Source organism: Leptolyngbya sp. GB1-A1 (genome assembly GCF_039962475.1).
GTDB lineage: Bacteria > Cyanobacteriota > Cyanobacteriia > Elainellales > Elainellaceae > Leptolyngbya_A.
Window position 1 is genome coordinate 1 of record NZ_JAMPLI010000065.1, and the last position, 21999, is coordinate 21999.

At 49.1% G+C, this 21999-nt stretch carries 22 protein-coding genes and 1 pseudogene; 14 read left to right on the top strand and 9 right to left on the bottom strand.

Translation table 11 applies throughout. From position 1 onward, the window contains the following. Nucleotides 1-241 precede the first annotated feature (241 nt). On the bottom strand, nucleotides 242-1024 hold the full coding sequence (locus tag NDI45_RS27730) for a Crp/Fnr family transcriptional regulator (protein ID WP_348249676.1): 783 nt from the start codon (nucleotides 1022-1024) through the stop codon (nucleotides 242-244). A gap of 198 nt (nucleotides 1025-1222) precedes the next feature. On the opposite strand from NDI45_RS27730, the gene NDI45_RS27735 reads away from it, so the two are divergent. The 12 genes from NDI45_RS27735 (at nucleotide 1223) to NDI45_RS27790 (ending at nucleotide 12971) form a co-directional block, all read left to right on the top strand. Then, a complete protein-coding gene (locus NDI45_RS27735) occupies nucleotides 1223-2779 on the top strand; it encodes an FAD/NAD(P)-binding protein (protein ID WP_348249677.1) in 1557 nt (518 codons plus the stop codon). Between the two features lie 420 nt (nucleotides 2780-3199). Continuing rightward, nucleotides 3200-4213: a sulfonate ABC transporter substrate-binding protein gene (locus tag NDI45_RS27740; RefSeq protein WP_190793128.1), complete on the top strand. Its 1014-nt coding sequence runs from the start codon at nucleotides 3200-3202 to the stop codon at nucleotides 4211-4213. A 216-nt stretch (nucleotides 4214-4429) separates the two neighbouring features. Beyond that, entirely contained in the window at nucleotides 4430-5566 is a 1137-nt protein-coding gene (ssuD, locus tag NDI45_RS27745) for an FMNH2-dependent alkanesulfonate monooxygenase (RefSeq protein ID WP_190793124.1), read from the top strand. 102 nt (nucleotides 5567-5668) lie between these two features. Next, nucleotides 5669-6229: an NADPH-dependent FMN reductase gene (ssuE, locus tag NDI45_RS27750; RefSeq protein ID WP_190793125.1), complete on the top strand. Its 561-nt coding sequence runs from the start codon at nucleotides 5669-5671 to the stop codon at nucleotides 6227-6229. A 70-nt stretch (nucleotides 6230-6299) separates the two neighbouring features. After that, nucleotides 6300-7367, top strand: coding sequence for an aliphatic sulfonate ABC transporter substrate-binding protein (locus tag NDI45_RS27755; RefSeq protein WP_348249678.1), 1068 nt, complete (start codon nucleotides 6300-6302; stop codon nucleotides 7365-7367). A 57-nt stretch (nucleotides 7368-7424) separates the two neighbouring features. Then, nucleotides 7425-8249, top strand: a complete 825-nt coding sequence (locus tag NDI45_RS27760; protein ID WP_348249679.1) for an ABC transporter permease — start codon at nucleotides 7425-7427, stop codon at nucleotides 8247-8249. 71 nt (nucleotides 8250-8320) lie between these two features. Next, nucleotides 8321-9106, top strand: coding sequence for an ABC transporter ATP-binding protein (locus NDI45_RS27765; protein ID WP_348249680.1), 786 nt, complete (start codon nucleotides 8321-8323; stop codon nucleotides 9104-9106). Between the two features lie 41 nt (nucleotides 9107-9147). Beyond that, nucleotides 9148-10329 (top strand): acyl-CoA dehydrogenase family protein, encoded by a 1182-nt coding sequence (locus NDI45_RS27770; protein WP_348249681.1) that lies wholly within the window; start codon nucleotides 9148-9150, stop codon nucleotides 10327-10329. Between the two features lie 12 nt (nucleotides 10330-10341). After that, nucleotides 10342-10515: a hypothetical protein gene (locus NDI45_RS27775; RefSeq protein WP_348249682.1), complete on the top strand. Its 174-nt coding sequence runs from the start codon at nucleotides 10342-10344 to the stop codon at nucleotides 10513-10515. 92 nt (nucleotides 10516-10607) lie between these two features. Beyond that, nucleotides 10608-11420, top strand: coding sequence for an aliphatic sulfonate ABC transporter permease SsuC (gene ssuC, locus NDI45_RS27780; protein ID WP_348249683.1), 813 nt, complete (start codon nucleotides 10608-10610; stop codon nucleotides 11418-11420). A 112-nt stretch (nucleotides 11421-11532) separates the two neighbouring features. After that, nucleotides 11533-12324 carry an ABC transporter ATP-binding protein gene (locus NDI45_RS27785; RefSeq protein WP_348249684.1) on the top strand — a complete coding sequence of 264 codons (792 nt, stop codon included), beginning with the start codon at nucleotides 11533-11535 and terminating at the stop codon, nucleotides 12322-12324. A gap of 53 nt (nucleotides 12325-12377) precedes the next feature. After that, a complete protein-coding gene (locus NDI45_RS27790; protein ID WP_348249685.1) occupies nucleotides 12378-12971 on the top strand; it encodes a Crp/Fnr family transcriptional regulator in 594 nt (197 codons plus the stop codon). Nucleotides 12972-13279: 308 nt separating this feature from the next. Here the strand turns inward: NDI45_RS27790 and NDI45_RS27795 are convergent, their stop codons facing one another. From NDI45_RS27795 to NDI45_RS27820, 6 genes and pseudogenes are all read right to left on the bottom strand, one after another. Continuing rightward, entirely contained in the window at nucleotides 13280-13513 is a 234-nt protein-coding gene (locus tag NDI45_RS27795) for a hypothetical protein (RefSeq protein ID WP_348249686.1), read from the bottom strand. Between the two features lie 137 nt (nucleotides 13514-13650). Then, nucleotides 13651-14784 (bottom strand): Gfo/Idh/MocA family oxidoreductase, encoded by a 1134-nt coding sequence (locus NDI45_RS27800; RefSeq protein WP_348249687.1) that lies wholly within the window; start codon nucleotides 14782-14784, stop codon nucleotides 13651-13653. Nucleotides 14785-15120: 336 nt separating this feature from the next. Continuing rightward, nucleotides 15121-15627, bottom strand: coding sequence for a nuclear transport factor 2 family protein (locus NDI45_RS27805; protein WP_348249688.1), 507 nt, complete (start codon nucleotides 15625-15627; stop codon nucleotides 15121-15123). Between the two features lie 42 nt (nucleotides 15628-15669). Next, nucleotides 15670-15915: pseudogene (locus NDI45_RS27810) on the bottom strand (DUF3140 domain-containing protein); the annotation flags it as partial. Between the two features lie 103 nt (nucleotides 15916-16018). Next, nucleotides 16019-16237 carry a DUF2945 domain-containing protein gene (locus tag NDI45_RS27815; RefSeq protein WP_348249689.1) on the bottom strand — a complete coding sequence of 73 codons (219 nt, stop codon included), beginning with the start codon at nucleotides 16235-16237 and terminating at the stop codon, nucleotides 16019-16021. A 323-nt stretch (nucleotides 16238-16560) separates the two neighbouring features. Further along, nucleotides 16561-17025: a hypothetical protein gene (locus NDI45_RS27820; protein WP_348249690.1), complete on the bottom strand. Its 465-nt coding sequence runs from the start codon at nucleotides 17023-17025 to the stop codon at nucleotides 16561-16563. A 440-nt stretch (nucleotides 17026-17465) separates the two neighbouring features. On the opposite strand from NDI45_RS27820, the gene NDI45_RS27825 reads away from it, so the two are divergent. Beyond that, nucleotides 17466-17891 carry a DoxX family protein gene (locus NDI45_RS27825; RefSeq protein ID WP_190789721.1) on the top strand — a complete coding sequence of 142 codons (426 nt, stop codon included), beginning with the start codon at nucleotides 17466-17468 and terminating at the stop codon, nucleotides 17889-17891. Between the two features lie 321 nt (nucleotides 17892-18212). Next, nucleotides 18213-20837, top strand: a complete 2625-nt coding sequence (gene clpB / locus NDI45_RS27830) for an ATP-dependent chaperone ClpB (protein ID WP_348249691.1) — start codon at nucleotides 18213-18215, stop codon at nucleotides 20835-20837. Between the two features lie 196 nt (nucleotides 20838-21033). Here the strand turns inward: clpB and NDI45_RS27835 are convergent, their stop codons facing one another. Further along, a complete protein-coding gene (locus tag NDI45_RS27835) occupies nucleotides 21034-21195 on the bottom strand; it encodes a hypothetical protein (RefSeq protein ID WP_348249692.1) in 162 nt (53 codons plus the stop codon). A 98-nt stretch (nucleotides 21196-21293) separates the two neighbouring features. After that, nucleotides 21294-21821 (bottom strand): adenylate kinase, encoded by a 528-nt coding sequence (locus NDI45_RS27840; RefSeq protein WP_348249693.1) that lies wholly within the window; start codon nucleotides 21819-21821, stop codon nucleotides 21294-21296. Nucleotides 21822-21999 lie beyond the last annotated feature (178 nt).

Sequence of the window (21999 nt, forward strand, 5' to 3'; positions counted from 1 at the left end):
TTCAAGCCAGTTAAAGCGCGCAGCAAGCGGTCTTGTGTCAGCACCCGTTCAATATCCAGCATTTGCTTATCCCATTTCTGCCTTCTATTCTTGCTTATTTCCCGACAAGTCTAGTAATTAGACTGGAAGAGTGTATCTACTGGGCTATACCGATCGTCTCTAGGGTGAAAGTGGCAGCAACTTCATCAGATATATCCTGGGCATTCCCCTTTTCTAGGACTTTGAGACTGAATCGTTTGCCCTACTTGAGGGGCCACCACGATACTTTATCTCTGGTTGCGCTGTAGGTTTCCTTTAAACCTTCTGCATCAATCACGCGCAAAATATCATTTGAGGTATCGCTATCTTTTGTGGGTTCAACCAGTCCGACTTTGTGCATTCCTTTAATCACTTGCTCGACGGTGCGATGATTTAACTGACAAGCACGGGCAATAATGTCGATCGGTAAATCAAAGGTATAAATGCCTTCTCCGTTTGGTTGATTGCCCAGCGATCGTTCCTGATACACGAGTGCTCGCAGCAGTGATGCTACAGCTTGAGGTGGGTAGGTGCTGCAATTGAGCAGGTGATATTGAAACTTTTCGCGCAGCTCGAACAGCTTATCGTAGCGACTGCGGAAGGTTTCATTTGTTTCGTAAATCTGTTGTAAAACGGTGAGCGGAATTTTGATCACGCTTGTCGTTTTGTATGCTTCAACTTGGCTGGGAAACGCATAGCCTGCACTGCCATAACCAACAGGTAAACTGCGCATCCCAAAACAGCCGCCCGGATAGCTGAGGGCAATAATGCGATCGAGTGGGGCACTACGAATAATCACAGGTCCGCCTTCCAGAATCAGGTACAGCACCTCAATGTAGGAATCGGGACGGAACGCGGTGTAAACCAATCGATTGGAATAGATCTTTTCGGCAACCAGAGTCTCGACCGGAAGGTGTGCTGCCAGCCATTTCTTATCCAGATTCTTGAACAGGTAATTCTGTTGAACCAGGATGTCTAGCAGGTTGCGTTCGGTGCGCTTGCCCATCGCCCAAAGTGCCAGTCTGAAGGTCAGATTTGCCGCTCAACTATCTACCCATCATCGCATCTTCAGGGGGCGGCTTCAAGGGACTCTGCTCTTGACATAAATTCTGGCTGAATTACAATTCAATTGAAATTCAATTTTGTTTCATCCAAGCAGCTCAGAAACATTAGCCAGCAAGATTAGAAGGATTGGAGAGCCTGCATGACTCATTTGATTGATCCTCAACTGCTTGATTACACCGAGCGTGAAACGGCTTCACAGGGGCTCAGCGACCGGACGATACGCACTACAATCCCAGCAAAATCGTTCGCCTCAGCTTCTATGAGGATCGGCATTGTGGGTGGTGGGCTGAGTGGCGTTATGGTTGCTGTTCATCTACTGAAACAAGCAACTAACCCTCTAGAGATTTTTTTGATTGATCAAAATTCGATCGGTGAAGGAGTCGCGTACGGAACCAATCAAGATTGCCATCTGCTTAATGTTCCTGCCGGTAAGATGAGCCTCTTTGCGGATCAGCCAAATCATTTCCTGCACTGGCTGCAGCACAATTTCCCGTCCGAGGCTGATATTGCTGCTTTCGTTCCCCGCCGAATTTACAGGGAATATATTCAGTCGGTGCTACAGGATGCAGTCAGGTATTCCTCGATCACTCATTTACGATGTTATAGAGATATCGTCACCGCAATTCATCCCCAGCAATCTCAGCTAGAACTTGTTTTACAAACCGGAATCTCTCTCGTTGTCGATCGCGCTGTTCTTGCTTTTGGCAATCTACCACCTCGTAACCCAGCGATATCAGATTCTCGTTTTTATGAGAGCGATCGATATGTGAGATCAGCCTGGAATGAAGATTGGCTCAGCCGTTTATCCTCCTCAGACTCCGTTCTCCTGATTGGATCAGGGTTGACGGCGATCGATCAGGTAATGACCCTGAAGCAGCGCGGACACGGCGGAGCAATTCATCTGGTTTCCCGTCGGGGTTTGATTCCCCAATCACATCAATTGGTTCCAGCTTACGACGTTTCTTTGCCTGAAGGCAGAACAGTGCGATCGCTCTGGCGATGGGTGCGGCAGGAAGTCGACCGGGCAAGACTTCAGGGGTATGACTGGCGATCGGTCATGGATGCACTGCGTCCCCAAACAGAATTGCTCTGGCAGCGTTTGCCCCTGGAAGAACAGCGTCGCTTTTTGCGGCATCTGCGCCCCTATTGGGAGGTGCATCGACATCGAGTTGCGCCCACGATCGCCCAGGAATTGAATCAATTGCTGCATACTAGACAACTTCAGATCCATGCCGGACGCATTCAGGCTTTCCACGAAACGCGATCAGAGGTGACCACAGTCATTCGCAAACGCGGAAGTCAGGATTTGATCGAGGTGCGAGCGCATCTGGTGTTGAACTGTACTGGTTCTGAATGTGACTATTGCCAAGTTAAGAATCCTCTGATTGAACAGCTTCTGGCTACAGGACTTGTTTGTTCTGATCCGCTTCATCTGGGCTTAGCAGTTGCAGAAAATGGGGCATTGATCGATGGCGAGGGCAGGATCTCTCAACAAATTTTTACGATTGGTTCTCCCCGAAAGGGCAATTTTTGGGAAACCACTGCTGTTCCAGAAATTCGCATCCAAGGGCAGCGAGTTGCCCAGACGCTCCTCAAATCCTTTACCAATAACAAATCTAAGTTCAGCGGCAACGAAGCAGTTTCTTCCGATGAAGCAATTGATTACCGAAAGAAAGTGATAGCCTGCGACCACTAACTTGCGATCTCTAATTCAAGCCAGATCGAATTGAAAAACGCTTGCAATTGCGATCGCACTATGGCATAGTGCTGTTTATGCAAATATCGGTAACCCTACCAAATTACCGTAGATTCGTTTCTGGCTCTTCCTTAGTTCAGGATTGCTTTAAGGTCAATACAAAGCAAGTTTCTTGGAAGAAAAAGGTTGATTCAGCATCAAGAACACTTCCCTAAAGGACTTGATTTACAGCCTTAAATTGATTGGTTTTGAACAGATTGATTTGTACAGCTCGATCGCAATAGCGCACATTAGTTGGACTTCAAGCAACGTTTAAGGCTTCTTACTCAGACTTAACTTCTTCTGGAAATTCTCATGTGGCGATGGTTTGATTCTCTTACGGTAAAGCTTTTCTCTGGCGCATCCCGCTGCTATCAAGCAATGACACCCTCCAGGATGCGCCTTTCCCCTACCCGACGCTTCTTCTTGCTCATGGTAGTAAGTTTGGGCTTAAGTCTGGCGGTCGCTGCCTGCACGGCTCCCAGTGCAACCAATCGCCCTACAAATGCGCCTGCGGCTCCTGCGGCCACCAACTCGGTCGTGAGAATCGGTTATCAGAAGTCGGCAACGGCTCTGAATCTCCTTAAAAGTAGGGGTGATTTGGAGAAACGCCTGCAATCAGAAGAAACAACCGTCGAGTGGAACGAGTTTGCTGCGGGACCGCAAATGCTGGAAGCGTTGAACGTGGGCAGTATCGACTTTGCCTACACGGGAGAAACGCCACCTGTTTTTGCTCAGGCAGCAGGCGCACCGCTGGCTTACGTTGCCTATGAGCCATTGGGTGGAGCCGCAGAAGCAATTTTGGTTCGCAAAGATTCACCAATTCAAAGCGTGGCTGATTTAAAGGGCAAGAGAGTCGCGCTCAACAAAGGCTCCAACGTCCATTATCTGCTGGTAAAAGCGTTAGAGGAAGCAGGTTTGAGCTATACCGATGTGCAAACAGTGTTTCTGCCGCCGGGTGATGCGCGTCCTGCTTTTGAGCAAGGTGGTGTGGATGCCTGGGTAATTTGGGATCCGTTTTTTGCCGCGACCGAAAAGGCACTTGGTGCAAGAGTCCTTCGTGACGGCAAAGGCATTGTGGCAAACCATGGTTTCTTCCTGTCCACCCAGAAGTTTACAAGCGAACAGCCTGCTTTGGTAAAAGCTGTTGTGGATGAACTGACGAAGGTAAGCGATTGGGCAAAAGGGAATGCTAATGAAGTAGCGCAGTTTCTTTCAGCGGAACTAAAGATCGATAAAGCGTCATTGGATCTGGCAGAAACGCGACGAGGATACGGTGTTAAACCGATCGATTCCCAAGTGGTGAATGGTCAGCAGCAAATTGCAGATACATTCTACAAGCTGAAGCTAATTCCCAAATCAATCAACATTAATGATGCTGTGTGGAAAGGTTAAGAACTTGTTTGAGAAGTGAAAATTCTGCATTGCCCCCTAAATTCCACTAGGAAACTTCGAACCGATCAGCAAGTGCAGTTTCCCAGAATTAGATAGCTAGAAAGGCAGTTTGGATCAGCACACCACCTTCTCAAATAAATTCTGAATGACTTGACTCACTCAGGCTAACTCAATTGCTGCAACATTTGATCGTCAAACGAATTTGAGGCATTTTCGATGAATGTACTTTGGTTTATTCCCACTCACGGAGATGGTCGTTATTTAGGCACCTCGGTCGGCGGCAGAGCGATTACGCCCGAATACCTGCGCCAATTAGCAGGCGCGATCGACTCACTGGGCTACTTCGGGGCACTGCTTCCCACGGGCAAATCCTGTGAAGATGCCTGGATTACAGCTGCGTCTTTAGTTCCGGTGACGAAGCGAATGAAGTTTCTGGTGGCGATTCGTCCCGGTTTGACTTCTCCTGGCGTTGCGGCTCGGATGGCAGCTACATTCGATCGCCTGTCTCAAGGTCGCTTACTGATTAACGTCGTGACAGGTGGCGACTCCGCAGAAATGGCAGCAGACGGTGTGCATCTCGGCCACAGCGAACGCTATGAGCTAACGGATGAGTTTCTATCGGTTTGGCGCGAAGTGATGCAGGGTGAAACCGTTAACTTCCAAGGTCAACACCTGGATGTGCGAAACGGCAGACTGCTATTTCCCCCAGTGCAAACACCCTATCCACCGCTGTATTTTGGGGGATCTTCTGCGATCGCCAAACAGGTTGCCGCAAAGCACGTCGATCTCTATCTCACTTGGGGCGAACCGCCTGCACAGGTTGCAGAAAAAATCAGCGAGGTGAAGCGATTGGCAGCCGAGCAGGGACGCACCCTCCGATTTGGAATTCGGCTACACGTTATTGTCCGTGAAACGACAGCGCAAGCCTGGGATGCAGCCAATGATTTGATTAAATATCTAGACGATCAGACGATCGCAGCAGCACAAGCAGCCCTGGGTAAAGCCGAGTCAGAAGGACAGCGTCGGATGTTACAGCTTCACAACGGTAAGCGTGACAGCCTGGAGGTCAGCCCTAATCTATGGGCAGGCGTTGGTCTAGTACGGGGTGGTGCAGGAACTGCTCTGGTCGGTGATTCGGATACGATCGCGGCAAGAATGCAGGAGTATGCCGATCTTGGCATTGACACCTTTGTACTGTCCGGCTATCCCCATCTGGAAGAGGCATATCGCTTTGCCGAACTTGTTTTTCCGAAACTGCCGCTGGAGAATGTGCCGCTGTTGGCTCCCAGTCGTTATATGAGCCCGATCGGGGAAATTATGGCCAACGACAAGCTCCCCGTCAGTCCCAGCTAGAGAAGTATCTTGTGTTTTGCATTCCCCTCTAAATTCCCCATTTGTTGATTGCTGCTTTGAAAGCGCAAGGGGAGACTTTGAAAATTTCAGGAGTTGTTTGTCATGTCGAAGGTTGTTTTAATTGGTGGAAGTCCGGCGCATCCCTCCCGAACCTACGCAGTTCTAGAGTACGCTCAGAAGATTCTTGACCGTGAACAGATTGATCACCAGATTGTCTCCGTTCGAGACATCAATGCGGAGGCTCTGCTGTTTGCTAAATTTGATCACCCGGATATCAAGCAGGTTGTTGCTGCGATCGAATCTGCTGATGCAGTCATTATTTCTACACCCGTCTACAAAGCCGCTTATACAGGTGTCTTAAAGGCATTACTCGATTTGCTACCGCAGAATGCACTCTCTCGTAAAGTCATTCTTCCAATCGCAACAGGAGGCACGATCGCTCACCTTTTGTCGATCGACTACGCACTGAAGCCCGTTCTCTCCACACTGGGTGCAAGAAGTATTCTCGCAGGTGTGTACATTGTGGATTCGCAATTACAAAAGCAAGACAGCGGCGAATACCAGTTTATTGATAGCGAAATTGAGCAGCGTTTGCAAAATTCTGTGTATGAGCTCGTTTCAATCATTCAGCCTACTCGCTTCGCGGTTGGCGCAGGTCGTTAAATAACGATTGTGAACCTAAACTGCAAACATTCTCTTCCACGTTCCTAGCTCATTAATCCGATCGCCCCCCATGAAAACGTTCAGTCGATTCATCGATCTCAAAGCAATCCGTCGCCGCTTTACGGCTAAATATCTACCCGGATTTGCGGCTCTATTTTCCGTTGCGCTCAGTCTAGTGCTGGTCGTTAGCAGTTGCAGTAGTCAAACGGCTCAGACGGCTCCAAATGGCTCGGCTGCTGCTAAACCTGACACAATTAAAGTGGATTACGCCTACTACAATCCAGTAAGCCTGGTTCTTAAAGAAAAAGGCTGGCTGGAGGAGGAGTTAGCGAAGGATAACGTCAAAGTAGAGTGGACTCAGAGCGTCGGCAGCAACAAAGCTCTAGAATTCCTCAATAGCCGCAGTATTGATTTTGGCTCAACCGCAGGGGCAGCTGCACTGCTTGGAAAAGCGAATGGAAATCCTATCAAAGCAGTGTACGTTTACTCGAAGCCAGAGTGGACGGCTCTCGTAACGCGGGCAGATTCCCCAATCAACAAAGTTGAGGATTTAAAGGGAAAGCGTGTTGCAGCAACCAAAGGAACTGATCCTTACATCTTTTTGCTACGTGCTCTAGATGAAGTTGGGCTCTCTGAGAAAGACATTGAACTGGTTCCACTTCAACATACAGACGGTCGAGCGGCTCTGGAGCGGGGCGATGTCGATGCCTGGGCAGGACTCGATCCCCACATGGCAAAAACGGAGCTAGAGAAAGGATCTCGCCTGTTTTATCGCAATCCGAACTTCATTAGTCAAGGCGTTCTGAACGTGCGGGAGGCATTTGTTCAGGAATATCCTGCTTATGTGGAACGAGTGATCGCAGCCTACGAAAAGGCGCGGCTGTGGGCGATCGACAATCCTAGTGAATTGAGGACAATCCTGACGAAGGAAGCCAAGTTGAGCGATGCAGTGGCAGCAAAGCAGCTTGAGCGAACCGATTTATCGGACTCTACGATCGGCGATAGTCAAAGAACCGTGATTACAGCCGCCGGAGATGTACTGAAAAAGAGCGGTGTAATTCAGTCTTCGATAAACGTGGAGCAAGTTGCAACAGACTTAATCGATCCAGAATTTGTGAAAAAAGTGGTCAAGCCTTAGAACAGCTTTTCAAATTTTCCAGTGAATTTTTCCAGTGAATCTTCAACGGGTTTGCCCATGAATCGTTTTGCTGCACCGGCGTTGCGCATCTTCAATCGAGTTCCTTCTCAAAGTCAGTCGTCTTCCAGTGGATGGGTTGGACTGCTCATTCCAACAATTTTGCTTGTCCTCTGGGAGATTTTCTCTGCGGCGAGTGTCTTTCCTCCAAATCTGTTGCCTGCGCCTTCTACGATCGCCTTTACCCTTCTGGGCCTCACGTTGTCCGGAGAGCTATTCGAGCACATCACCGTAACTTTCTATCGGGTATTGCTCGGATTTTTCCTCGGAGCATTCGCCGCAACGATTCTGGGATCATTCACTGGCTATTCTCGTGTAGCTTATCGCTTGCTTGATCCACTGCTTCAGGCGTTGCGTAATATTCCCTCTCTCGCCTGGGTTCCCCTATTCATTCTCTGGTTGGGCATCTATGAATCTTCTAAGATTACCCTGATTGCTGTAGGCGTATTCTTCCCCGTGTATCTCAATCTGATGACTGGAATTCAGCATGTCGATCGTAAATTAGTTGAGGTCGGTAAGGTTTATCGGCTCAGCCAATTCAAGCTCATCTGGCGTGTGTTTATGCCTGCAACACTGCCTACCTATGTTGTGGGACTGCGGAGCGGATTGGGACTAGGCTGGATGTTTGTCGTCGCAGCAGAAATTATGGGAGCCAGCAGCGGACTGGGCTATTTACTAGTAGACGGACAAACGACGGGGCGACCGGACATCATTATCGCTAGCATTCTCCTGTTTGCGCTCTGCGGCAAATTAACAGATCTGCTGTTAGCGGCGATCGGCAAGCGGTTTTTAAGCTGGCAAGATTCCTATCTTTCCGCCTTGTAATCGTTAGGAAAGCCTTACATTACTGTTCAGAACGGTTCAGACAAAAAATTAGGCAAAAGGCAACTCTGAAAATGCTGCGGATCGAGAACGTCTACAAGCGATTCAAAAATGGCTTCATTGCGCTAGACAATTTGAATCTCCAGATACAGCCCGGAGAGATTGTCAGCCTGATTGGAACGAGCGGCTGCGGTAAAAGCACCTTGCTGCGTCTGATTGCAGCACTAGAGCACCCCACGGCAGGAACAGTTTCGATCGACAATGAACCCATTACTTCTCCTCATCCTGAAGTCGGCATTATCTTTCAGGAACCCCGTTTGATGCCCTGGCTCACGGTTTGGGATAATGTGCGGTTTGGTTTAGAGAAAATGGCTCCTGACCAGCAAACGCAACGGGTCGCCTCAACGCTGGCAAAAGTAGGACTGACCGAATTCGCCCACGCTCTGCCCCGTCAATTATCAGGAGGAATGGCGCAACGTGTGTCGATCGCCCGTGCCCTTGTGACTCAGCCTTCGATTCTGTTACTGGATGAGCCGTTTAGCGCCCTGGATGCTTTTACTCGCATGAAACTTCAGGATCACTTGCTGCAAATCTGGAGTGAAGATCGTCCCACGCTCATTTTCGTGACCCACGATGTTGAAGAAGCTTTGGTCATGAGCGATCGCATTATCGTGATGCGCGGCAACCCTGGACGAGTCCACCGAGAATTTAAGCTCAATTTCCCTCGTCCCCGCAGACGCACGGAGCAAGACCTCCAGGAGTGGAAAGAACGCCTGCTCATTGAGCTTGATCTTTCCCTCGAAGAGCTTCCAACCATTGAACCCCTGAACGATCGCCCCCTGATCAAGGCAAGGTTCTAATCACCCATCGACTCATCTTTCTCCTCCACCCAGCTAATCTCATGCAACTTCTTCCCAAATTCACCTCGATTGACTACCTCGCTCAAGCCAATACTCTTGCCGCTGAGTTTGCTCAAACTGCAATCGAGCGGGACAAGGCGGGTGGAACACCGCTAGCAGAACGCGATCGTCTGCGGAAAAGTGGCCTGCTGAAGCTGATCATTCCTCAGGAGTATGGGGGATTGGGAGAAGGATGGGATACAGTTCTCAAGATCACCCGCAAGTTCGCCGAAGTCGATAGTTCGATCGCCCATGTGTTTTCCTATCATCATCTGAGTGTCGTTTCCCCTCATCTCTTTGGCAGCCTTGAGCAGAGAAAACACTACTACACACTAACGACAAAGAACAATTGGGTTTGGTGCAATGGGTTTAATCCGCTCGATCGTAGAGTGATCCTAACGCCCGAAGGCAGCCACTTCCGCATCAATGGCACGAAGAGTTTTTGTTCTGGTTCTGTCGATTCTGATTTGATTCCGCTCACCATAGTGCAGGAGGACGTTGAGGGCTTTCGGATTGCGATCGTCCCCACCCAGCGAGAAGGTGTTGTGGTCAATCAGGATTGGGACAATATGGGACAGCGACAAACCGATAGCGGCAGCATCACGTTTAACAATGTATTCATCGAAGCGGATGAAATTCTTACTCCCGATCCTGCTCGCGCAGTCTTCAAAACTTTTCGCTCCTGTTTAACGCAAATCACTTTCACCAATATCTACTTAGGGATCACGCTTGGTGCTTTTGCAGCGGCAAAGGAATATACACAAACCAGTACCCGTGCCTGGCTGACCTCTGGTGTTGAAAAGGCAACTGATGATCCCTACATCCTTCAACACTACGGGGAAATGTGGATGAACCTGGAAGCAGCAATCTTACTGACCGATCGCGCGACCCAGCTTGTTCAAACCGCTTGGGAGAAACAGGAGAATCTTAGTGCAGTCGAACGGGGAGAATGTGCGATCGCGATTGCAACAGCAAAAGCCTTTGTCACTAAGTTAGGACTGGAGCTTACCAGCAAAATTTTCGATGTGATGGGAACGCGCTCGACTCATTCTCGCTATGGATTCGATCGATATTGGCGCAATCTGCGGACCTTCACCCTGCACGACCCAGTTGATTACAAAGTGAAAGCGATCGGTGACTGGGTATTGAACGATCAATTCCCGACTCCAGACTTTTATTCGTAGCTCTTAACTGACTTGAAGCCAGATACCGTGAAGCAGTTGGGGAAGGAACGACTGGTCGAACAGGTGGAGCCACTTACTGCACAGGTAATTGACGGCATTCAGGAGCGGGCAGATTGGATGTACAGAAGGCGGTTTCCAAATAAATTGATATTCGCCAATTGCTTTATCCGGCAACTTCTGGGCTAGAGACGTACACCAATCTGTAGCCGCAATCGCAATTCTTCGCTAATTACTCTTTTACTGATTGACTCACCTATTGATTGACTCACCGATCTACTATGCAACTCCTACAAAAAAGAGGATCAAGATTAAGCTGGGAACGGCTTCCCTGGCAGCAGTTTCTTCCCTGGCTTGTGCCGATCGCCCTTCTGGTCATCTGGCAAATTCTTGCTCAGGCAGGACTGATTGCCACTCGCATTTTGCCTGCACCAACACAGGTTTTAGACGCCGCAATTAAGCTCACGGTTAGCGGAGAACTGTTCAAAAACGTCCAGATTAGCACCTGGCGAGCGTTAGTTGGGTTTGCAATCGGCGGGGGCATCGGCTTATTCCTCGGCGTTCTCAACGGCGTTTCTAAACTTGCCGAAAGTTTTACCGATAGCTCAGTGCAGATGATTCGTAATATTCCGCACCTGGCAATGATTCCGTTGGTTATTCTCTGGTTTGGCATTGGCGACCCGGCACGAATATTTCTAGTCGCGATCGGCGTTCTTTTTCCTGTCTATATCAATACCTTTCACGGCATTCGATCGATCGATCCTGATTTAGTTGAAATGGGAAAAGTTTATGGACTCCGATCGTGGGAACTGTTCTGGAAAATTATCCTGCCCGGTGCGTTACCAGGAGTGCTAGTGGGAGTGCGGTATGCGTTGGGCTTAATGTGGCTGACGCTGATTGTAGCAGAGACGATCGCGGCGAATTCAGGCATCGGCTACATGGCAATGAATGCCAGAGAGTTTATGCAGACGGACATTGTGGTGCTGAGTATTTTGCTGTACGCGCTGCTGGGTAAACTGGCGGATTCGATCGTGCGCGGCTTAGAGCAATGGTGGCTGCCCTGGCATCCTAGTCAGAAGTTAGATAACGAATGAAAAGATAAGAGAATGAAGGTTGGAAAGACAAGAGATGACTAGGTTCCAGAATAGAAACAGAAAATTTTTGGATAACTAAATAATTTGATGCAATGGCATTAGGGAGGAGAGTATGAATACATTAAGGCAACCCATTGAGAATCGGTTTTCTAACGAAAAAAACGATCGATCAAGGCATAGTTATGGAACTGAAATTAGAATTCATCAGCTAGAAAAATCCTTTGGTTCGGTTTCGGTTTTACAAAAGATCAATCTATCGATACGTCCAGGGGAGTTTACTGCGATCGTTGGGCGAAGCGGCTGCGGTAAGAGCACACTTCTGCGCCTGATTGCTGGATTAGATTCTCCCACAAACGGACAGATTAACCTAGATGGGCAACCTGTAAATGGATTAAATCCTACTACAAGAATCATGTTTCAGGATGCGCGACTCTTACCGTGGCGGCGAGTCCTGGACAATGTAGCCTTAGGTTTGAGTAAACAAGGGCGGCAACGCAGCCGGTGGGCACTGGAACAGGTTGGTTTAGGTGATCGATCTCAATCATGGATCACGCAGCTTTCTGGTGGACAACGGCAGCGAGTTGCTCTTGCACGTGCCCTGGTCAGCCAGCCTCGGCTTCTATTGTTAGATGAACCCCTGGGTGCGTTAGATGCCCTGACCCGGCTTGAGATGCAGCAGTTGATCCAAACGCTCTGGCAGGAGCAGCAGTTCACTGCCATTTTAGTGACACACGATGTCGAAGAAGCTGTTTATCTTGCCGATCGCGTCATTGTTTTAAATCATGGCAGCGTTGATCTGGATCTATCGATTCCCCTTCCGCGTCTGCGCAATCCTGGAAGTGCCGCTTTTGCCGATTTGAAAACCCAAATTCTCGATCGTATTCTGGGCACGTTCCATTCCTAGATTTTGCTTATCCCAATTCTCAGCAATAACAATTTCAGCAATAGGAATAAGCGATGACTGCTGTAACTCTCCCACCTTGGAAACAGGCAACCTCGCAGTTCTCTGTTCACCGATTTAATGCCCGTAGTGTGATTGACTGCCGCTCCAATATACTCTGGAAGATTGAATCAGGATTTGTCAGAACAGTCACTTGGTCAGAGGATGGAACGCTTATTGTACTCGGTCTCTGGGGAGCAGGGAACTGCGTTGGACGATCGCTAACTCAAGTGAATCCCTATCAAATCGAGTGCTTGACTCCAGTGAAAGCGACTCCGATCGCAATTAATGAGGTTCCGGATTTAGCAGATACGCTACTAACCCATGTTAACTACCTGGAAGCCCTAATGGTCATTCGTGGTTCTAAGCGTGCTGATGTCATGCTGCTGAGGCTGCTTCAGTGGTTAGCCGATCGCTTTGGTCAAACCACGGTGGACGGTTGCTTGATTGATCTACGCCTAACGCATCAGGATTTAGCAGACCTGATTGGCATTACTCGAATTACCGTCACCCGAACTTTGAGCCTGCTCGAGCAGCAGCAATATATTCAGCGGTTGCCACTCCAAAAAATTATTTTGCAGCAGAAGGAGTTATGGCACTATGAGATTTAAGTTACCCTTTGATCTTATCTGTGTTCTTGCTGGATAACACTCAAAACACTGCTAACCTTCGCTTCATACTTTGCCGCCTAGCCCAGGATACTTCTCAGACATCCTCTTACACCATATTTTGGCTTAGCATGACTAAACCTGCTAAGTGAGCCTGCAACCCAGCAGTACTGGCACAACAATCTGCTAGCACAAGCGGTTTAATCCCTCGATCAAACAAATCCGGCGTTGCTGAATAAGCATACGATACGCCCCCCTAGCTCCCCACCTTTGGGACAACCACAATTCAAAGTCCCCCAGCACTGGGGGATTTAGGGGGCGATGCAGAAGCTAAATTTGCACCGTTCATATCCCAATTCGGCAACGCCACAAATCCATAACGCCACAAATCCATCGCAATTTGTAAGACGCACATACCAGTGTCGATTCCAACCGGCAACCTGCTGAAGCTGATGATCACAAAGGTAATCTACCAATTGTTGCCGCTGCTTAAATAGGCGAAACGGGGGAAAGGATATCTGAAAGCAGTCTTTTCCAATAGTCATCCACTGCTTTGGGGATTCACTAGTTCAACATCGGCAAAAGAAATTTGAATGTCCTCTGCCTGTCAGCCCGCGCAATGCTTCTGTGGATTGGGTTGACCCAGACACCCTGTTCCCACCCGTTGTTTGACTTAGCGGTTTCAATCGCTAGGAGTGGCAGCATTTACCAAGTCAGGCTGCTCTGGATTGGGAGGGGACGCGATCGCCTGATCCACCGTCGGACGCTGATGCTCATCTAGCCGCGCAATCTTCACCGGCTGACCGGTTTTGATCGATTGGTAAAGCGAGCGAATAATGCGAACGTCGTTTAAACCTTCTTGTCCCGATGGCTCTGGCTGTGAATCTTGGAGAATACAGTTCGAGAAATAGGTGAACTCAGCAGCAAGCTGGCTGTGGTCTGGGAAACTGCGTTCCTGAGTTTCACCGTTGATTGTGAGGTAATGCTTCAGTTCCCCGTTCCAGCTATAGGCAGGATCTAACCGCAAATCGCCTTTGGTTCCAACCACCTGATAAGTTGAAACCGAAGCTGCGCCAAAGCTGACAGTAAAGGTTGCCAGTCGTTCATTCGAGAAGCGCAAAATTGCGGTCACCATTTCTTCGACTTCGCTGAATCGCTTTTCTCCACGGTTGGCAGCAAAGGCAAACACTTCAGTGGGTTCGTCCTGGAATAAATACCGCGCTGCATTGATGCAGTAGATTCCAATGTCGTCGAGCGTGCCACCCCCTGTTTCATGCTGTAAACGAATGTTGCTTTCGTCAGTCACCTGTTGGGTGAAGACCGAGTTAAAAATGCGCGGCTCGCCGATCTGCCCGGATTGCACCACTTCGATCGCTTCTAGATTGGCGGGTTCCAGGTGTAAGCGATAGGCAATCATTAGCTTGACGTTTTTGCTTTCGCAAGTGGAAATCATTTCCTCACATTCTTCTGCGGTGACTGCCATTGGCTTTTCGCATAGCACATGAATTCCCTGCTCGGCAGCTCGCACGGTATATTCGCGGTGCAGGTGGTTCGGCAGCGCAATATAAACGGCATCTACTGCGCCGCTGGTCAGGCACTCTTCGTACTGCTCGTAGGAATAAGTATGTTGTACGTTGTACTTCTGACCCAGCTCCTGAAGCTTAGTCGGGTCGTCAGAAACAAGGGCGACTAGCTCAGAATTCTCGGATTGGGAAAAGGCGGGCATTGCAGCTTGCTGGGCAAACCAGCCAAGTCCAACAATGGCATAGCGAATTTTGTGATGATTGTTTGCAGATGGGTTTTGAGAAGAAGTCATTGAAGTTTCTCCGATTATGCCGTTTCATCAATCAGATAGGTCGAAACTGATACACCGAGCAGACCAACCTGGAGAACGCGGAATCCAGTCGAGAGAAACATTTCGCCATCATGACAGCGAAACGCAGTAGACACATCTAAATCCTGATTAATTGGATAGATGAGAAGGTGAGGCAGGTTTGCTCGTGTTGCAAAGTCACAATCTCATAGTGCTGAAGAAGCGATCGCCCGATCCTCGCTCTGTGGGCATAGATGCCTGCAATATCAACAAGTTAGAGGACGGCATACAGGCGACCACAATGGATGCGAGATGCAGTCGCAGGGCATAAGGCTGTAGCTATTTTGCGCCTTGCGGCAAGAATGCGGCGGAATCATAGTAAGTGCGAAAATGCTGCACTCGCCCATTCTTCGTTTTCAAAATGCTTACCCCTCGATAGCTGAAAGGTTCGCCCGATGACAAAGCTCCTTCTGAAATCCATTCCAGCGTGATCGTTCCGTTTCCCTCTGCCACATGGGTAAAACGGGAATGAATGCGATCGAACACCGACAGATATTTTTGCCAGAACTGCCGAATGTGCTGCTGTCCCTGAAGCGGTTCAGACATTGCCAGATTAAGAACATCCGCGTTGTCTGCAAACAAAGCAACAAGTGGTTCAACGTCTCCGGTGACTTCAATTTGCTGTAGCGATCGCATAAAGCGTTCTGCTATCTCATCCTGATTGCGCTGGTTTGATGTTGGGTCATCCGTTTGAACAGAGGAACTTAGATGATCATCTACAAGCTCTCTATCGTGAGCATCGTTCTGCTCTACTCGGTCACGGTAGCGTTGTTCATTCGATCGCATCGTACTGCTCCTGCTGAACTTATGCTGAACTTGTGCTGAACTTTAATCTTTGAGCGGTTCATGTCCCCAGTTCTTCAATGAATACCGCCAGCGAGTATGAGTGATATCTCCATCCGGTCTTTGTGCAGAATGACGATGAATATAGCTCACCACACGGCGCATCTGGTTATAGTCATCCTCGCTGTAGTCTGACCGTTTCTTGTGCAGCAGTTCTACGAGATGACGGCCTGTTTGATGTCCCGTAGATTCGTCACCTTCGTGTTCTTTCATGCCTACCGACTGCGACTCTTCGGTTTTTAACTAGTGTTCAAGTTTCTTCACAGGCATATTAACCGCTTCTCGAAATTCGCGTAGAACGGTTTCGTTTTCGGTGTCCGTGTGGTGTACCATGCTACTTCTCTTTCACTTTCCTCAGTTCTTCGGCTTTATGAATTGCTTCTTTGCCGCTTTTTTCACTTTCAACTAAATACTCAGGTTTGTCCTTCGATGCTTCAAAATGATGATTCTTGAAATCGGTAGGTTCAGTGATAATTTCTTTAATCACACCATGAGTGGTTCCACCCGAAGAATCCCATTCAACCTTGTCGCCCTTCTTAAACTGCTTCGTCATTGTTCTGCCTTAAGCTAAATTCTTGCGTTGCGGACGATCCTAAAAAGATTGCCCCCCGATAACGTCTTTCCAATGACGGATCGCAGTGCTTTAAATTCCTGCCTGGCAATCTCCAACACTGCTACGTCATAACTGCCAGGGTCAGAAGGCTAGGGTGATTTACACTTCCGGTATTTCTCTTGTTGCTCTGATTGCCTGATTTAATGGAAATCGATCACGGGTTGCAGCAGCAGCATGATTGCTCCAACAAAGACAAACGAAAGCGTGATCCAGAGCAGCATTAAATTTAGTTGCATTGTAATTCTCCTTTATCATTCAAGTTGCTACCGTTCATTGGAATTTACCTTGCTCTCAGGGATGATTTTAGGTGTATCAGAGTCTGGCTCAATCGCGCCCATTGTTTCTACAGCCTCATCGGCTCTAGTCAGCCACCAAGCCCAAAGGACTAAGCAGACCTGAAAAGGAAAACGCAACCAAATCAGCGGCGGATCATGCGGCATTGCTGAGACTGGAATATTATGAATTGCCTGGTTGAGGTTCGCTGGAAAAATAGCAATGAAAAGTACAACCAAAACCCAAGCGGCTGCATGACTGACACGAGGAATGAGCAACCCAATTCCAGCAAGGATCTCAATCACTCCACTCCCATAGACCAGTGCCAAGGGATGAGGAAGGACGGATGGCACAATTCTAATGTGGGAGTCTGGGCTGGTAAAATGCGTAGCACCGATCGCCACCACTGCCAGGGCAAGAATGAACCGAAAGAGCGGTTTGTACTGCTGCATCATACTGCTGAACAAAAAATGAACAAAAATCTGTGCTTTGTATTTAGCTAATATATTCGGCTAAATCAATTCTGAGTTGATTGTCTTTGGCTTCTACTAACTTGGGTGAGTTAAAGCTGCGATCGTCTATAGGGAACTTGCTTCACCAACTGCCTGAATGACAGAATCATGAGATGAGAGAGCAGGCGATCGCGCTAGTTCAAATGAGCTAATCTATTACAAACTGGTTTAGCAAAACCCATCTTAAGGAAGAAGTAGAAATGAATGAATTTTGATAACTAACCAGATTGCTGCTGAACAAGTTAACTCCAAGCCGACATCGGCAGCCTGCGAGGTTTACTGCATCAATTGCAGCAGGTCTTTCAGGCGATCGAAGTCCACTCTGCGTACTAATCTCTTCTAGAGTAAACAAACAACCTACGAACTGAAAAATACTGAGAAATATGAATCCATTTCTTGCCCGCTACTCCCCCTACATTTACGCAATTTTGCGAATCGTTGCAGGATTGTCCTTTGCTCTGCATGGCACTCAAAAGATATTGGGTATTCCAGGTGGTAAACCACCCCTCTCCATCACCTCATTCCTGGGATTTGGGGGACTGCTGGAGTTAGTTTGCGGCTTATTGATTGCGATCGGACTGCTGACAAGCTATGCGGCCTTTATTGCCAGCGGTGAAATGGCAGTCGCTTACTTTATGCTGCATGCTTCAAAAGGCTTTCTCCCGATCGTTAACGGAGGTGAGTTAGCCATGCTCTACTGTTTCCTTTTTCTCTATATTGCGGCTCATGGTCCAGGGATCTGGAGTATCGACGCATCCAGGAGAAGAACAAGGGCAAAATCATCTGCTTCGCTGAGGCAGGAAGGTTAATCGCACCGTGAATTAAATAGCGTGAATTGAACTGAATAGAAAGCAGTGGAATCCGCTCAAGCGTTGCTCGTGATGTGTAGAGCGCAGAAACTTCTGTAGAACGATTACACGCTACCCGCGCCAATCCTTTATCTGCCTAGTCATAATCCTTCACGAAGGGACGAGATTACGCCATCAAAAGGTGTGATGCCCGATCGCCTCGTCTTCATAATTCTCCCTAAAATAAAGTCACTGGGGTCAGTGGTATTGAGTGGCAGGTGAGAGGCATCCCCATCACTGCTAAAAGTATGACCCTGCGATTCTTCATTCCCCTCAGTGCCTATGCAGCCAACTAACCCAAATCAATTCACTGAGAAAGCGTGGGAGGCGATCGTTCGGACTCCCGATATTGCAAAGCAGGCACAGCATCAGCAGCTTGAGTCAGAGCATTTGATGCTGGCGATTCTGGAGCAGCCAGAAGGACTGGCAACGAGTATTCTAAACAAGCTCGGCGTGAACGTGCAGCGCGTCCGTGAGTACACGGAAAAATACATTCAAAAACAGCCGAAAGTGTCGGGTGCAGGCAGTTCGGTGTATCTGGGTCGCTCACTCGATACTCTGCTCGATCGGGCTGAGACGCTGCGGAAAGAGTATGGCGACGAGTATATTTCGGTCGAACACCTGCTGCTGGCGTATGCAAGAGACGATCGCTTTGGCAAGAGCTTGTTCCAGGAATTTAAGCTAAACGAGAATAGACTAAAGAATACTGTGGATCAGGTAAGAGGAAACCAGAAAGTGACGGATCAAAACCCAGAGGGCAAGTACGAAGCTCTAGAGAAGTATGGGAGGGATCTGACCGAGGCGGCGCGTCAGGGCAAGCTTGATCCGGTGATTGGACGCGATGACGAAATTCGCCGCACGATTCAAATTCTCTCGCGCCGCACGAAGAATAACCCCGTGCTGATTGGCGAACCGGGCGTGGGTAAGACGGCGATCGCGGAAGGACTGGCACAGCGCATTCTGGCGGGTGACGTGCCCGAATCGCTGAAAGACCGCAAGCTGATCGCGCTGGACATGGGTGCACTGATCGCCGGAGCCAAGTTTCGCGGCGAGTTTGAGGAGCGGCTCAAGGCAGTGCTAAAGGAAGTCACGGATTCCAATGGCAGCATTATTCTATTTATCGATGAAATTCACACTGTTGTCGGTGCAGGGGCAACCCAGGGCGCGATGGATGCGGGAAACCTGCTTAAACCCATGCTGGCAAGAGGGGAACTTCGCTGTATTGGTGCGACCACGCTGGACGAATACCGCAAGTACATCGAGAAGGACGCAGCCCTGGAGCGGCGGTTCCAGCAGGTGTATGTGGATCAGCCTTCGGTGGAAGACACGATCTCGATCTTGCGGGGTCTCAAGGAACGGTACGAGGTTCACCACGGAGTCAAGATTTCTGACTCTTCGCTGGTGGCTGCGGCTACCCTGTCGAACCGCTATATCTCCGATCGCTTCCTGCCAGACAAAGCCATTGACTTGGTAGACGAAGCAGCTGCCAAGCTGAAAATGGAAATCACCTCTAAGCCGGAAGAACTGGATGAGGTCGATCGCAAAATCCTTCAGCTTGAAATGGAAAAGCTGTCGCTGCAAAAAGAAAGCGATGCGGGTTCCCGCGAACGGCTCGATCGCCTTGACAAAGAGCTGTCTGATCTGAAGGAAGAGCATACTACGCTGAATGCTCAGTGGCAGTCCGAGAAGGAAGTGATCACTGAGATCCAGACGCTCAAAGAAGAGATCGATCGCGTCAACCTGGAAGTGCAGCAGGCGGAGCGCGACTACGACCTCAACCGCGCAGCGGAACTGAAATACGGCAAACTCACCGACCTGCAACGCAAGCTGCAAGAAGCTGAAAAGCGGCTGACCGAGACGCAAACCAGCGGTAAATCAATGCTGCGCGAAGAAGTGACCGAGTCCGACATTGCGGAAATCATTTCCAAGTGGACGGGCATCCCGGTGAGCAAGCTGGTCGAGTCTGAAATGCAGAAACTCCTGTACCTGGAAGACGAGCTGCATCGGCGCGTTGTGGGTCAACATGAGGCAGTGACGGCAGTTGCAGACGCAATTCAGCGTTCTCGTGCTGGGTTGGCTGACCCCAATCGACCGATCGCCAGCTTTATCTTCCTGGGTCCGACCGGGGTCGGTAAGACGGAATTGGCGAAGGCTCTGGCGGCATACCTGTTTGACACCGAAGAAGCAATGGTGCGAATCGATATGTCTGAGTACATGGAGAAGCACGCCGTTTCTCGTTTGATCGGTGCGCCTCCCGGATATGTGGGATATGAGGAAGGCGGTCAGCTGACCGAGGCGATTCGTCGTCGTCCCTATGCGGTAATTTTGTTTGATGAGATCGAGAAAGCACATCCCGATGTGTTCAACATCATGCTGCAAATCCTCGATGACGGTCGCGTGACGGACTCGCAGGGTCGCACGGTCGATTTCAAGAACACCGTGATCATCATGACCAGCAACATTGGGTCGCAGTACATTCTCGACCTGGCAGGCAACGATGAACTCTACGAAGAAATGCGATCGCGCGTGATGGATGCTCTGCGATCGAATTTCCGCCCAGAGTTCCTGAACCGGGTAGATGAGCTGATCATCTTCCACAGCCTGCAACGCTCTGAATTGCGGCAAATTGTCCAGCTTCAAGTCAATCGTCTGTCCCAGCGTTTGGACGATCGCAAGATGTCGCTCCGCTTGTCCGAAGCTGCCCTCGACTTCCTGGCAGAAGTGGGCTACGACCCGGTATTTGGCGCACGCCCCCTCAAGCGAGCCATCCAGCGCGAACTGGAAACGCCGATCGCTAAAGCCATTCTGCGCGGAGAATTCCACGACGGCGATACGATCTACGTCGATATCGAAAACGAGCGGTTGGCACTGAAGCGCCTTTCGGCAGAACTGCTGGCAGCTCTGTAGGTTGCGGTCATTAGCCCGATCATTTGATTGATTAACCCTCTGTCGATTCGCGGCAGGGGGCTTTTTGGGGTGTAATGGGGGCGATCGTCTCTGCCAGTCGTACAGTATGGCAAACAGGAGATGAGGCGATCGCAGCTCTTCTCGTTCAGGTGGTTTCCGATTTATGCGAGAAATATAGTCCGCAGATTATTATCCTTTACAGCTCTCGTGCCAAAGGAGACCTTACCCCTGCCAGCGATATAATATCGTCTGCTTTACGGCTCAAATCAGCGGCAGCAAGTAACTTCAAACCAAGTAACCCAAACTCAGTACCGGCGGTTTTCGATCGCCCGCTGCCATCATGTGTTAGCCGGAGCATGTACTGTTTTCCCCTCAATCTCATCGACGAACAACCTCTTGGGTCGTTTCAGAACGGCAGACCGCTGTTTGAGAGTTTTGGGGAATCACAAATAACCTTTATTTTGCCAGTTCTAGTTCGACAGCTTGGTAGAACTCCTTCACATGCTTAGGAGACTTAAGATGATAGACTCGCTTGCTTTCCTTAGATTTATTCACGTACTCTCGGTACTTTGGAGTCAGCTTCTTATGGCACAGCCACACCGTGTAGTAGCTGTTTAACGTACCCTTTAAGAGCGGGCTATTCTCAGGCCAATTTGTTGGTGGAACTAGAAAGCCCTTTAAGAATCGCTTCGTTACCCACCAATAGTGTTGGAGAACTGGCATATCTACATAGACTAAGGTATCTGCTATCTCCAGTCGTTCCCATACTGTATCCAATGACCCATATCCATCAATTATCCATTGGTCTTGTTGGAGGAGTTGATTATGGGCAGCTTTATATTCCTCGTAGGAAACTTCGCCACCGCCAGGTGTATACTTCAACAGGTCTAAAGCAACCATGGGTAAACCTGTCATTTTTGCTAAACGGTTGCTGAGAGTAGACTTACCACCTCCAGCATTACCAAATACAGCAACTTTATTCACAGGATTGCCTTCATGAGTGTTGCCTTAAACTACTCCTTATACGAAATCCGGCTAAGCAGTAACACTATAAAATAGGAGCATGGCACGTACACTGACACTGGAAAAACATCTCAGTAGTGAGGAACTCAAAACTCGCTATCAAACCAGCACTGACCCAATTGAATCACGGCGTTGGCAC